The sequence below is a fragment of the Streptomyces sp. KL116D genome, from assembly GCF_030766975.1.
Taxonomy (GTDB): domain Bacteria; phylum Actinomycetota; class Actinomycetes; order Streptomycetales; family Streptomycetaceae; genus Streptomyces; species Streptomyces longispororuber_A.
Genome location: NZ_JASERH010000108.1, coordinates 129,383 through 141,876 on the forward strand (window position 1 = coordinate 129,383; position 12,494 = coordinate 141,876).

Genomic DNA, 12,494 nt, shown 5'->3' on the forward strand with positions numbered 1-12,494 from the left:
AACACCACCCCGCCCGCACGCTAACACTCGTTAGCTGCCCGTCTGTCACTACCGAACAACCCATTGAATCGTAGAGCATAATAGGTTATCTATTTAAGCGATACGTTGGACTCGTTCTCCAGGAGCTGACATGGGACTGCTGACCGGTCGCAGCGCGGTGATCACCGGAGCGGCGCAAGGCATCGGTTACGAGATAGCCCGCGCCCTCGGCGCGGCAGGCGCGGCGGTCATGATCGGCGACATCGACGGTGTTGCGGCTGAAGAAGCCGCTCTCAAGCTACGCAAGGAACCAGGAACAGAGGCCGCAGGAATGCGCTGCGACGTCACCTCCGAGGACGACATGGCCACGCTCGTCGCCAGCTGCAGTGAACGCTTCCAGCCAGTCTCGATCATGGTGAACAACGCTGGATTCACCCGAGACGCGACGATGCGCAAGATGCCCGTGGACAACTTCCGCTCGGTCCTCGACGTACACCTGACGGGCGCCTGGAACGGCACCCGGCACGCGGCAGAGGTGATGCGGGAGAACGGCGGCGGCAGCATCGTCAACATCTCATCGATCTCGGGGAAGGTCGGCAACTTCGGGCAGACCAACTACAGCGCCGCCAAGGCCGGCATGGTCGGGCTCACCAAAGCGTCGGCGAAGGAACTCGCGAAGGCAGGTGTCCGAGTGAACGCCGTCCAGCCGGGGCTCATTCGCACAGCGATGACCGAAGCCATGCCCAAGGGGGCCTGGGACAGCAAACTCGCCGAGATCCCTATGGGGCGCGCCGGCGAACCCGCAGAGGTCGCGCAGGTAGTCCTGTTTCTCGCCTCTCCGATGGCGAGTTATCTCACTGGAGCGGTAATCGAGGTGACCGGCGGCCGATACATGTAGGCCTCGGCGCGCACGCAAACTCAGGGCTTGATCCACGATCAGAAACGAGAGCCGACACATGCCCAGCCACTTCCGAGAAGCCGTCATCTGCGAGCCGGTGCGAACTCCCGTCGGTGGGTACGGGGGCGCCTTCCGGGATGTCCCCGCAGCCAGACTCGCGGCAACGGTAGTGCGGGCCCTGCTCGACCGCACTGGCATCCCTCCCACGGCCGTGAACGACGTACAGATGGGCCAGTGCTATCCCAATGGGGAAGCCCCGGCGATCGGACGGGTCGCCGCGCTCGACGCCGGCCTGCCCGTGGACGTGCCCGGACTGCAGATCGACCGACGCTGCGGTTCGGGCCTGCAAGCAGTGATCAACGCCGCCATGCAGGTCCAGACAGGCGCCGGCGATCTGATCCTGGCCGGCGGCGTGGAGTCCATGAGCCAGGCCGAGTTCTATTCCACAGGTGTGCGCTGGGGTGTGCGTGGCGCCGGCACCACGCTGCACGACCGTCTGGCCCGGGGCCGGGTCACTTCTGGCGGGGAGAACCATCCGGTGCCGGGCGGCATGGTGGAGACCGCCGAGAACTTGCGACGGGAGTACAGCATCTCCCGGCAGGAGCAGGATGAACTGGCGCTGAGCTCTCACGAGAAGGCGGTCGCCGCACAGAGAAAGGGACTCTTCGCGGACGAGATCGTTCCTGTCGCTGTCCGCACCCGTAAGGGCGAGACAGTGATCGACACCGACGAACACCCGCGCGACGACTCGTCGCTGGAGAAGCTGGCCGCTCTGCGCCCCGTACTCGGCCGCCAGGACCCGCAGGCCACGGTGACTGCCGGTAATGCCAGCGGTCAGAACGACGGCGCGGCGCTTTGCGTGGTGACGCATCCGGAGCGCGCCGCAGAACTGGGATTGCGGCCACTCGGCCGTCTGGTGTCCTGGGCGGTCGCGGGGGTGCCGCCGCAGACCATGGGGATCGGCCCGGTACCGGCCACCGCGCTCGCCCTCCAGCGCGCCGGACTCACACTCGACGACATGGACCTCATCGAGCTCAACGAGGCCTTCGCAGCACAAGTCCTGGCCTGCACCCGGGAATGGGGCCTGACCACAAAGGACTTCGAGCGGATCAACGTCAACGGCTCCGGCATCTCACTCGGTCACCCGGTCGGTGCCACCGGCGCCCGCATCCTGGCCACTCTGCTCCGCGAACTCGAACGCCGGGAAGCACGGTTCGGGCTGGAGACCATGTGTCTCGGCGGTGGGCAGGGGCTGGCAGCTGTCTTCGAGCGCGTCGGCTGACACACGATCGGAACAGGCCGGGCCGCACCACACCTTCACGAGCACAGACTGCTCGCCTATGGCGGCCTCTGTTCACCACTACCGCCTGGTCAGACCAGGCGCCGCCCCGGGTACCTCTGCAGCATGGAAATTCACATGGGGAGGCCTACGCCGAGGACTGCGCGTCCAAGGCGGTCGAAGCCACTCCAACAATGCGCCTCAGGGACCAAGCCTCGGGCCTATCTCCCGGGGCCACAGCTGCCGGCCCGTCGAGCCGTGACTCTGCGCTGCTTACCACTATCAACAACGCGAAGAAACAAGGGAGTCGACATGGACGCCGCTGACTTCACCACCGTGCTGGCCGAGGTCCGGCGCTTCGTCCGAGAACGAGTCGTACCGCTGGAAGCGGAAATCGATGAGAAGGACGAGATGCCGGCCGAAATCCGTGAGGCGGCCAAGAAGATGGGCCTGTTCGGCTTCGCGCTGCCTGAGGAATACGGAGGCCTCGGGCTGTCGGCGTACGAGGAGGTCCAGTTGATGTTCGAGCTCGGCTACACGACGCCGTCGCTTCGGTCGATGTTCGGCACCAACAACGGCATCGCGGGACACGTGCTGATGGTGGGGGGCACCGAGGAGCAGAAGTCGCAATGGCTGCCCCGGATCGCCTCTGGGGAGGTACTGGCCTCTTTCGCGCTCACCGAGCCCGATGCAGGTTCTGACCCGTCCACTCTCACCACCCGAGCCCACCGGGACGGCGACACCTGGGTGATCAACGGTGCCAAGCGCTACATTACGAACGCCCCCCTCGCCGACGTCTTCATGGTCTTCGCCCGTACAGACGCCGATGCACCCCCCACGCGCGGGATCTCCACGTTCCTAGTCCCGGCTGACACGCCGGGTCTGACTGTGGCTGCCAAGGACCACAAGATGGGCCAGTCCGGCGCCTGGACGGCGGATGTGTACTTCGATGAGGTTCGTGTCCCGGCCAACGCCCTGGTCGGCGAGGAAGCGGGCCTGAATCAGGGCTTCAAGACCGCGATGGGCTGCCTTGCTCATGGTCGGGTGCACATCTCGGCGCTGTGCGTCGGCATGGCCGAGCGCTTGGTGGACGAATCGGTGGAGTACGCGAGAACTCGGAAGCAGTCCGGCAAGCCGATCGGCTCGTTCCAGCTCGTCCAGGGGCTGATAGCTGACGCCAAGACGGATGCCTACGTCGGCCGGGCCACCGTGCTGGAAGCTGCCCGCTCCTTCGACACGGGCAGCGACACCAAGGTCGGCCCGTCCTGTACCAAATACTTCACCAGCGAGATGGTGTGTCGGGTCGCCGACAAGGCTGTGCAGATCCACGGTGGCGCCGGGTACATGCGCGGGGTGCCGGTCGAACGCTTCTACCGTGATGCCCGCCTGTTCCGTATCTACGAGGGCACCAGTCAGATCCAGCAGGTCATCATCGCCAAGTCGCTCCTGGGCGAGGCGGCGAACGCCTGACCCCTCCCGCTTTTGAGGCAGCCAGGCACCACGCGCCCGCCCGCTTGTTCCCAAAGGACGATATTGAGCATCGTCATGCTCACGCTGCGCGTCAGTACCATGACGGGAACAACGCGGGCGGGACTTTGTAGTTGACGGACTGCGTCCGCTCCCAGCCGAGAAGACGCGACGACGTCCAAGGCCTGATCCCCATCCGGCACCACGAAGGCCACCCTGGCCTCCCCTATGCGGAACCGGAGACCCAGACGCCGCGACGTGCGCGACAGGGTCGGCCGCGTGGACGATGTCGTCGAAGCTGCCTGTGCCGACGCCTTCCGGTCTAGGCACCGCTGTGCGTCTGTGGGGTGAACTTCTGAACGGTGGTCCTTGGCCGTGGCGGGTATCGAGTCCACCGGTCTCGTTACCCGCCGTGCGCGGCCGTGCAGACGCCATGGCTCCGGCCACCTTCTTGTTCCCTCGCCATGGGCATGCCTTGGGGCAGGCGTGGTCCGCAGCCAGGCTGGAGCACATGCGGAACCCAAGCTGTGAGCCTGTCGGGTCACCCGGTCGCGATGCTGCCCGCTCTCGCTGACGTTGGGCCCATCGGCAGGCAGCCGTCTGTCTACCCCTCCGCGGAACGTAGAACGACGTCGCGGATGCGCCGGGCACGTTCCAGCATCGGCTTGTCAACCATGTGTCCGTCGACCACCGTGACGGACTCTCCAACGGCGAGAACGGAGCGAGCCCACGCCACTTCCGCCTCGGAGGGGGCGAAGTGGGCGGCGACCGAGGCGACCTGGGCGGGGTGGATGCACAGTTTGCCGGTAAAGCCCAGCCTCCGGGCATGCACGAGGTCCGCGGTGAGCGCAGCCGTGTCCCTGACTCCCGTAGAAACGCCGTCGACCGGTGGGCACATGCCCGCCGCTGCCGACGCGCAGACAAGTTTGGAGCGCGCGTAGGCCAGTGCCAGGTGGTCGTCGTGCGCGACGCCGAGATGGCCGGCGAGATCAACGTTGCCGAAGGCCGCTCGCACGGCACCGACCGTGGCGCAGACCTCCATCGCCCGCTCCACGCCGACGGCAGTCTCGATCAACGGAACCAGCAGGCTCCTGCCGCCCGAACGGCAGACCAGATCCGACAGTGCCGCAGGGTCCTCGGACTTCGGGACCATGACAGGCGCGGCCCAGCGTGCCGCCATCTCGGCGTCGCGATCGCTTTCCGGAGTACCGGGCGGATTGATCCGGATCAGCGCGTCGGCCCCCTTGGCGAGCCATTCGGCCGCGTTCTCTCTCGCATCGTGTTTGTCCGGCTCGGCTACTGCGTCCTCAAGATCGATGATGATCAGGTCGGCCCCCGAGGCGGCGGCCTTGGTGAATCTATCGGGCCGGTCGCCCGGCACGAACAGGAGACTGCACGCGGTTTCGATCCGGCTCCTGGACACCGTCACGCGAACACCACCTCGGCCGTGGCATGTTGCAGCTCACGGTCCGAACCGACGCGCATAGTCGCTCGGCCGTCGGCCTGCCTCCCGGAGGCCAGCAGGTGCTCTCCAAGGAACGCCGGGCGCCGCAGCCGATAGGACAGTGATCGCACACAGCGGTCGGGGGCGTTGCGACGGACCAGTTCCAGCATCGCGAGCACGAGCAGCGGCCCGTGGACGACAAGCCCCGGATAGCCCTCCTCCATCTGGGCGTATGGAGCGTCATAGTGAATACGGTGCGCGTTCGCCGTGAGGGCGCTGAAGCGGAACAGCAGCGTGGGGTCCGGTCGCAGAGGCAGTTGCAGGGGCTCGTCGGACCGAGGGGGCATGGTGGTGTGCAGGTCCGGCATGTACCGGTCCGTACTTCGCCCAGATCGGTAAACGATGTCCTGCTCCTCAACCAGACAGATACGGCCGTTATGGCCGTACTCACTGCGCACGGTTACGAATAGCAGTTCACCGGTCTTACCTTGCTTGACCGTCACCGTATTCAGGCTGCTGACTCGCCGAACCCGCTCACCGAGCCGCAGCGGCTCGATGATCTGGCAGCGGCCCCCGGCGAACATGCGTTGCCGGTCGGGAATGGGCGGCAGGAATGGGCCGTGCCGAGGATGTCCGTCATCCCCGAGATCCTGCTGTGCTGGCCACCGCAGGAAGTACAGCCAGTGCCACAAAGGGGGCAGGCGGTCGCCGGCCATCGCGACCGCTTCGTGCTCGCCGAACAGCGCCGACATCGCTGCGACCGGCTCAGGGGTCAGTTCGTCCGTGTCAGCGACCGCGTCGGGGTGCCACGATTCCACGTGCGGGCCCAACGCACTCCTGGGCATGTCCATTGGCTCTCCTGTCATCCTGGCGACTACCCGCGTCAACGCCTCGGCTGCCAGTCGGCGACTGGCAGCCGAGGCGTTGACGCCTTCGGGTCAGCCCTTGCGGGTCTTGACCTCTTCGGTGAGCTGGGGCACGACGTCGAACAGGTCGCCGACGACGCCGTAGTCGACCAAGTCGAAGATCGGCGCTTCGGCGTCCTTGTTAACCGCCACAATCGTCTTCGAGGTCTGCATACCGGCCCGGTGCTGGATCGCACCCGAGATGCCGTTGGCGATGTACAGCTGCGGCGACACCGACTTGCCGGTCTGGCCGACCTGGTTGGAGTGCGGGTACCAGCCCGCGTCCACCGCGGCCCGCGAGGCACCCACGGCTGCCCCCAGGGAGTCGGCGAGCGCCTCGATGACCGAGAAGTTCTCGGCCCCGTTGACGCCGCGGCCGCCGGAGACCACGATCGCGGCCTCGGTCAGGTCCGGACGGCCCGTCGACTCGCGCGGAGTGCGCGAAGTGACCTTCGTGCCCGTGGCCAGTTCCGAGAAGGACACCGCGAGGGGTTCAACCTCGCCCCAAACCGGCTCCGCCTCCACGGCAGCGGAGTTGGGCTTGACGGTGATGACCGGCGTTCCCGTGCTCACGGTGGACTTGGTGGTGTAGGAGGCGGCGAACGCCGACTGGGTCGCCACCGGGGCGCCGTCACCGGCCTCCAGGTCGACGGCGTCGGTGATGACGCCGGAGCCGATGCGCAGCGCCAGGCGGGCGGCGATCTCCTTGCCCTCCGCGGAGGACGGCACCAGCACGGCGGCCGGCGAGACGGCCTCAACGGCGGCCTGGAGCGCGTCGACCTTCGGCACGACCAAATAGTCGGCGTACTCGGGCGCCTCATGCGTAAGGATGCGGGTCGCGCCGTGCGCAGCGAGCTGCGCGGTGGTGACGGCGGCGCCGTTGCCCAGCGCGACCGCTACCGGGTCACCGATGCGGCGGGCCAGCGTCAGCAGCTCCAGGGTGGGCTTGCGGACGGCACCGTCCACGTGGTCGACAAAGACCAGAACTTCAGCCATGACTGTTCTCCAACTTCCGCTGTCTCAGATGAACTTCTGGCCCGTGAGGAATTCGGCGAGCTGCTTGCCGCCCTCACCCTCGTCCTTGACGATCGTGCCCGCGGTGCGCGCCGGACGCTCGTCCGCGGCAGCGACCTTCGTCCAGGCACCCTCCAGACCCACCAGCTCGGCCTCCAGGTCCAGGTCCTCCAGGTCCCACGCCTCGACCGGCTTCTTCTTCGCCGCCATGATCCCCTTGAACGACGGGTAGCGGGCCTCGCCCGACTGGTCCGTCACCGACACCACTGCCGGCAGGGACGCCTCGAGCTGCTCGGAGGCGGTGTCGCCGTCACGGCGCCCGGTCACCTTGCCGTCGGCCACCACGACCTCGGACAGCAGCGTCACCTGCGGCACACCCAGCCGCTCGGCCACCAGCGCCGGGACGATGCCCGCGGTGCCGTCGGTCGAGGCCATGCCGGAGACCACCAGGTCGTAGCCGGCCTTCTCGATCGCCTTCGCCAACACCAGCGAGGTACCGATCGCGTCGGTGCCGTGCAGGTCGTCGTCCTCCACATGGATCGCCTTGTCGGCGCCCATCGACAGCGCCTTGCGCAGCGCGTCCTTGGCGTCCTCGGGACCCACCGTCAACACGGTGATCTCCACGTCGTCGTCCGAGTTCTCGGAAATTTGGAGTGCCTGCTCCACCGCGTACTCGTCCAGCTCCGACAGCAGACCGTCGACATCGTCACGGTCCACGGTCAGGTCATCGGCGAAACCCCGGTCGCCCGTGGCGTCCGGCACGTACTTCACGGTGACAACGATGCGCATGCTCACAACACTGCTCCTGTCTGAGAGCTTCTCTTTCGCATGAGACGGTGGGCGATCAAGACTTCATCAATTGGCGAGCGATGACGCGCAGCGCAAGGACCTCGTCGGCGCCTTCGAAGATGGAGAGCACTCTGGCGTCGACGAACAGCCGCGAGACGGCGTATTCCTCTGCATACCCGTAGCCTCCATGCAGTTGCTGAGCCTCCCGAGTGACCCATTCGGCTGCGCGGCAGGCGAGTTGCTTGACCTGCGCGGCTTCCAACTGACCGCCGCTGGCGGTCACGGCGCGGGCTGCCGAGAAGGCGAAAGCGCGGCAGGCAGCGACCAGGGCGGCCATCTTCGCGATCTTTGTGCGCGTGAGCTGGTAATCGGCAAGCGGTCGGGCGAAGACCGAGCGCTGCTGCGCGTAGTCCACTGCACGTTCGAGTGCCGACTGCATGACGCCGACGGCTCGGGCGGCAGTCTGCAGCCGAGCATTGGCGAACGCCTGCATCTGGAGATAGAAGCCGCGCCCCAGGCCCTCGTCCATGCCGATCAGATCTGTGGCAGAGACGCGCCACCGGTCGAACCGGACCTCGTAGGAGTGCATGCCCCGGTAGCCGAGGGTGCGGATGGCGCGTCCTTCGACGGTCCCGCCACCCTCTTGGTCGACGCTCCATTCGTGCCCGAGGAATGACGGCTTTTCGACGACAAAGAGCGATAGCCCCCGGTGACCCGCTGCGCGATCCTCGTCCGTACGGGCAAGTACCAGGAGGTAGTTCGCACGGCCCGCGAAGGTGCACCAGGTCTTGACACCGCTCAGAACCCAGTCGTCGCCGTCCCGTACAGCGTGAGTGGTGATGCCGGCGACATCCGATCCGTGGTCGGGCTCGGTCACAGCGACACCGCAGAGTTTCTCACCCGCGGCGATGGCCGGAAGCCACCGCCGCTTCTGTTCTTCCGAACCACCGCGGACTATCGCGGTGCCGATGATCTCGGGACGGGTGACGAGGGAGCCAGCGGCGCCGAGGGACGCGCGGGAGAGCTCCTCGGTCACCACCACCATGCTCAGCAACTCGTCTTCGCCGCCTTCGGCACTGCCGCCGTACTCGACCGGGACGGACAGCCCGAAACACCCCATCCCTGCGAGCCCGTCGACGATCGCGTCGGGGATGTCCTGGTCTTCCCGGTGGATGGTCTCGGCCACAGGGAAGACACGATCCTCGGCGAACCGGCGGAAGGCGGAGCGCACCATCTGCAACTCGTCGGAGAGGTGCCGGGGGCCGGCCTCTCCGGTGGCGAGCACCCGAGAGGCCACCCGGTCGGCCAGTTGCGGATCCCGCCCTGCGGCGACCTCATCGGCGATGCCGTCCAGTGCTGTTGCGTCCAGGCCCCAGAAGCTCTCCCTACCAGCCGTTCGACCGGCGAGGTCCGCAGCCACTTCAGCGGCGTAAAGGAGTGCCAGTTCCGCCTCAGCCTCGTTCTCGGCACTGTAGGCGTACAGTTCCTTCGCCGCAGCGACGGCCGACGACATGGCTGCCAGGTCGTAGGTCACAACCTGATCCTCCGGGCCCGACCAAGCGGCCAAATGCGCGGCGGCTTCGGCGACAACGGTCTGGAGCGTCTCAACTATGGCCCTTGTCCGGTCGAGGGCGGACATGCCTACGGGTGGTGCCATTGGTCATCAACTTCCTTATTTTCAAGACTGGTTACAGGTCAGGCCACCGGCCACTCGTCTTCACGGGTGCCGATCACACCGCTCTTCCGCAGCACAGCGAGGTCGTCCTGGGACAGCCCGAGTTCGGCTCTCAGCAATGCATCTGTGTGCTGGCCCACCAGCGGCGCCGGTTCCGGCACTGACTGCCGCCCGCCCATCACCAGGGGTGACCCCGGGGCCCAATAGGTACCTACGCCGGGCTGGCGCACTTCCGACATGAGCGGATTCTCCCGGAGCAGACGGGCACGGTCGGCGGCGAAGTCGCTGAAGCTGCGGTACCTCGCCCACAGCACACGGGTGGCGCGCAGAGCCGCCTCTGCCTGGGCGAGGGAATGCGACTCGAACCAGCCCGCAAGCAGACCGCCGAGGAGTCTGCGGTGCCGGTAGCGCTCGCTCTCTTCCTCGAAGTCGACACGGAGCGCGGACGCCAGCGCAGCGACGACCTCGGTGAGACCGGCGACCTCCACCAGCTCGCGCCAGTGTCGAACGGTGAGTGCCACGACCATCAACCGCTGCCCGTCGGCCGTGGTGAAGTCGCGGCCGAACGATCCGAAGACATCGTTGCCGCCGCGCTCCCTCGGTGAGCTGCTGAGCTGAGCCTCGGCCAGGTAGCCCAAATTGCCGGCTGTGGCCAGAGCCACGTCTTCGAGTGCGACGCGGACCTGCTGCCCTTCCCCCGTCAGCAGTCGATGCCGTTCCGCAGCCAGCAGCCCGACCGCCAGATACAGTCCGGCGGCGACATCCCAGGTAGGCAGTGGGTTGTTCACGGCCCCGGCCATGCCCTCCGGACCGGTGAGCATGGGGAAGCCGGTGGCCGCCTGAACGGTGTAGTCCACCGCCGTGCCCCCATCCCTGGCACCGTTAAGCAACACGTGGATCACGTCGGAACGACGTTCGCGAAGCGTCTCGTAGTTCAGACCGGCGAGGCGTCCCGAGTTACTGACCACTATGCCGCCGCGGCTCCCACCGGAGACGATCAGGTCCCCGACGAGCCGACGTCCGTGCTCGCTGGACAGGTCCACCTCCACAGCGCGCTTCCCTTTGTTGAGGCTCGACCAGTACAGACTCGTCCCGTTGTCCGCCACGGGCCATCGCGAGCGGTCGACAGCACCGCCGACCGGTTCCACGCGGATCACGTCGGCCCCCAGTTGGGCCAGGGTCATCCCACACAGCGGGCTCGCCACATAACTGGAGATCTCGACGATCCGCATGCCCTGCAACGGCTGAGCCCGTTCAGATGCCGAAGCTTCGCTCTCCACTCGGACCGTGGCATCGACGTCGTGTCGACGACTAATCCCCATGGCCGTTCTCCGTTCTCACGTTCCTCCACACTCGGGTCGGCGTACTGGCGGGTCGTCGACGTGAACCGTGCTGTTCTAGCTGCCCGTCGAGCAGCAATGCCTGCGGACCGATGGTTCTTCAGTGAGCGGAGCTCACGGCATCGGCGCCGACCGGCCAGCGACCAGTCGAGCCCCCGCCTAGTTCGCTGCCGGGCACACCCCTCGTCGACCAGCTGCGCGCGACCTCAGCAACGAGGGCACGGGCTGCCAGTGCTCCTGCCTGAATGTTCGCGAAGCGACTTGAGGTACACACGAACTCGCTCCGGGAGAGGGCAGACTGACGGGTGTCTGCCTGCTCGTTTCCACCCCGAACCCGATCCTCTCTATTAAATGAATCATTTAGCTATTAAAATAGAGCACCTGCACACCGCCGTCAACCGGCGCCATCCATCCAGACAGTTCGCTCCGTGCGCGACTGGGGCGGCAACGGCACGCCGCGGGGCCCACCGCGGATCCTTCCGTCGACCGATCGGGGGCTCATGACGGCCGTGCACTACCGCAGGAATCTGAACATGCGGCAACTGGCGCTGGAGTCGGTGTCCGCACCCATCGAGGCAGCCGACCGATCATGACCAGAAGGACGCCCTCACGGGCACCGACCTGCCCGAACACGGCTTTACGCAACACACGATCGACATGCCGGACCAACTCAACTACTTCTGGCGCCTGTTGACCGGAGAGCCGCCGACACCGGCGACTCGGCCGTCCGTTGAACAGCCGACGGGGGCCGCAGCAGGCCGACGTGCGCGGGCGGGCCACCACGCGGCACTATGGGCCGGCTCGGCGTAGCTCCCGACAGAGCAGACCGTCCGGGCGGCAATCAGCTCGATACCCGACGGCCCTGGTCGCCGCGTCGGCGCGACCCGACACACCACACCTGCTTGCGAACGCGCACCAGACCAATAGCGTGGCGCCACACCCCACCATCGCCCCGGCCGTGGTGTCGGAGAGCCAATGGGCGTGCACCCAGGTACGGCTCCACATCATGGCCAATGTCATGGCAACACCCACCGGCCACCACGCCGACCACGGGTGCCGCGGCACAAACACCACTCCGATCACCACGGCACTCATTGCCATCAACGCTGCATGGCCAGACGGAAGCGATCCGTGGTCGACCGAGACCAGGGGGTGATCCGGGCGTGGCCGATCCACTACGTGCTTGAAGATCTGCACCGCTACGTGTGTCGCGACCAACGCCAAATAGACGAACAGCCCTTGTGGCGTCTGTCGACAACCAGAAGACCAACAGCAGTAAGCAGGGGTATCAGGTTTCCGTAACCTCGGCCGCACCAGTCCAAGGCCGCGGTCAGCCCTTGGTTGACTCCATGGTGCGGACCTCCCATCCAGCCGAGCCAAATGTCGTCGACACCCTGGAACGAGGGGTGCGCAATGTCGGCACGGACGAACAGGCCCACCAGAGCGGGAAGCACAACGAGCAGTAGCCCGAGAAGAAGGGACAGCCCGCCTGAAGGGGAGGGGCGGTCGGGTGGAGGCTCCCGCACCCCTATCCCGGTCGGCCAGAGAAGGACAGGACATCCGGCAACTCTGATATGGCCCACTAAACCCGTACGGCGCTCCGGTTTCGCTGCCAAGAGTTCTTCGATACTGCGCATCCTGACCTTGGGATGAGACAGACGAAGAGGGCACCTCGCTGATGCGGGGCCCTCTTCATGGCGCTAG

At 66.6% G+C, this 12,494-nt stretch carries 10 protein-coding genes; 3 read left to right on the forward strand and 7 right to left on the reverse strand.

The features are described from left to right. Positions 1–130 precede the first annotated feature (130 nt). From fabG to RBJ77_RS42245, 3 genes are all read left to right on the forward strand, one after another. The gene (gene fabG / locus RBJ77_RS42235; RefSeq protein ID WP_372349830.1) at positions 131–877 is read left to right on the forward strand and encodes a 3-oxoacyl-ACP reductase FabG; all 747 of its coding nucleotides are present in this window, start codon (positions 131–133) and stop codon (positions 875–877) included. Positions 878–935: 58 nt separating this feature from the next. Beyond that, positions 936–2,159, forward strand: a complete 1,224-nt coding sequence (locus tag RBJ77_RS42240) for an acetyl-CoA C-acetyltransferase (protein ID WP_372349831.1) — start codon at positions 936–938, stop codon at positions 2,157–2,159. 309 nt (positions 2,160–2,468) lie between these two features. Next, on the forward strand, positions 2,469–3,626 hold the full coding sequence (locus RBJ77_RS42245; RefSeq protein WP_372349832.1) for an acyl-CoA dehydrogenase family protein: 1,158 nt from the start codon (positions 2,469–2,471) through the stop codon (positions 3,624–3,626). Between the two features lie 601 nt (positions 3,627–4,227). Here RBJ77_RS42245 and RBJ77_RS42250 read toward each other — a convergent pair. The 7 genes from RBJ77_RS42250 to RBJ77_RS42280 form a co-directional block, all read right to left on the reverse strand. Continuing rightward, positions 4,228–5,052, reverse strand: coding sequence for a CoA ester lyase (locus RBJ77_RS42250; protein WP_372349833.1), 825 nt, complete (start codon positions 5,050–5,052; stop codon positions 4,228–4,230). Beyond that, the gene (locus RBJ77_RS42255) at positions 5,049–5,918 is read right to left on the reverse strand and encodes a MaoC family dehydratase N-terminal domain-containing protein (RefSeq protein WP_372349834.1); all 870 of its coding nucleotides are present in this window, start codon (positions 5,916–5,918) and stop codon (positions 5,049–5,051) included. The genes RBJ77_RS42250 and RBJ77_RS42255 overlap by 4 nt, the downstream gene beginning before the upstream one ends. A gap of 87 nt (positions 5,919–6,005) precedes the next feature. Beyond that, entirely contained in the window at positions 6,006–6,968 is a 963-nt protein-coding gene (locus RBJ77_RS42260) for an electron transfer flavoprotein subunit alpha/FixB family protein (RefSeq protein WP_372349835.1), read from the reverse strand. A gap of 24 nt (positions 6,969–6,992) precedes the next feature. Beyond that, positions 6,993–7,781, reverse strand: a complete 789-nt coding sequence (locus RBJ77_RS42265; RefSeq protein WP_372349836.1) for an electron transfer flavoprotein subunit beta — start codon at positions 7,779–7,781, stop codon at positions 6,993–6,995. 49 nt (positions 7,782–7,830) lie between these two features. Continuing rightward, a complete protein-coding gene (locus RBJ77_RS42270) occupies positions 7,831–9,414 on the reverse strand; it encodes an acyl-CoA dehydrogenase family protein (protein WP_372349837.1) in 1,584 nt (527 codons plus the stop codon). Between the two features lie 56 nt (positions 9,415–9,470). Beyond that, positions 9,471–10,682 (reverse strand): CoA transferase, encoded by a 1,212-nt coding sequence (locus tag RBJ77_RS42275; RefSeq protein ID WP_372349838.1) that lies wholly within the window; start codon positions 10,680–10,682, stop codon positions 9,471–9,473. Positions 10,683–11,579: 897 nt separating this feature from the next. Further along, entirely contained in the window at positions 11,580–12,350 is a 771-nt protein-coding gene (locus RBJ77_RS42280) for a phosphatase PAP2 family protein (protein WP_372349839.1), read from the reverse strand. Positions 12,351–12,494: the final 144 nt, after the last annotated feature.

Excerpts from the sequence above, each read along its gene's own strand:
- RBJ77_RS42270 (WP_372349837.1), bottom strand. The coding sequence starts at position 9,414 with ATGTCCGCCCTCGACCGGACAAGGGCCATAGTTGAGACGCTCCAGACC.
- RBJ77_RS42260 (WP_372349835.1), bottom strand. The coding sequence starts at position 6,968 with ATGGCTGAAGTTCTGGTCTTTGTCGACCACGTGGACGGTGCCGTCCGC.
- RBJ77_RS42245 (WP_372349832.1), top strand. The coding sequence starts at position 2,469 with ATGGACGCCGCTGACTTCACCACCGTGCTGGCCGAGGTCCGGCGCTTC.
- RBJ77_RS42275 (WP_372349838.1), bottom strand. The coding sequence starts at position 10,682 with ATGCGGATCGTCGAGATCTCCAGTTATGTGGCGAGCCCGCTGTGTGGG.
- RBJ77_RS42240 (WP_372349831.1), top strand. The coding sequence starts at position 936 with ATGCCCAGCCACTTCCGAGAAGCCGTCATCTGCGAGCCGGTGCGAACT.
- fabG (WP_372349830.1), top strand. The coding sequence starts at position 131 with ATGGGACTGCTGACCGGTCGCAGCGCGGTGATCACCGGAGCGGCGCAA.
- RBJ77_RS42280 (WP_372349839.1), bottom strand. The coding sequence starts at position 12,350 with ATGTCCTGTCCTTCTCTGGCCGACCGGGATAGGGGTGCGGGAGCCTCC.
- RBJ77_RS42255 (WP_372349834.1), bottom strand. The coding sequence starts at position 5,918 with ATGGACATGCCCAGGAGTGCGTTGGGCCCGCACGTGGAATCGTGGCAC.